Annotated in this window: 1 protein-coding gene; it reads left to right on the top strand. The window is 68.6% G+C overall.

What is annotated here, in order from left to right; genetic code table 11:
- Positions 1–97: 97 nt before the first annotated feature.
- The coding region (locus tag ACLJNW_RS23660; RefSeq protein ID WP_410961149.1) for an ABC transporter permease subunit at positions 98–360 on the top strand (263 nt) is incomplete at its 3' end.

The following is a 360-nucleotide window of genomic DNA, read 5'->3' as shown; positions in this document are numbered from 1 at the left end:
GTGCTGATCCTCGACCGCCCACGTTTGCACGGACGCTGGCGCAAGCGCCCGGCGCTGCGCGACGCCCTGGCCTGAGCCGAACCGCCGAGGAACCACGATGGATATCGATCTGCTCGACAACCTGCTGTTCGCCATGGTCCGCACCGGTACTCCGCTGCTGCTGGTGGCCCTGGGCGAACTGGTCTGCGAGAGAAGCGGGGTGCTCAACCTGGGCCAGGAGGGGATGATGCTGTTCGGCGCGGTGATCGGCTTCATGGTCGCCTTCTCCAGCGGCAGCCTGTGGCTCGGCGTGCTCCTCGCGGTGCTCGCCGGCATCCTGCTGGCGGCGCTGTTCGCCGGGGTCGCCCTGTACCTGAACGC

Source organism: Salmonella sp. SAL4457 (genome assembly GCF_046548235.1).
In the GTDB taxonomy this organism is placed as follows: Bacteria; Pseudomonadota; Gammaproteobacteria; order Enterobacterales; family Enterobacteriaceae; genus Salmonella; species Salmonella enterica.
This window is presented reverse-complemented; position numbering and strand designations above follow the sequence as displayed.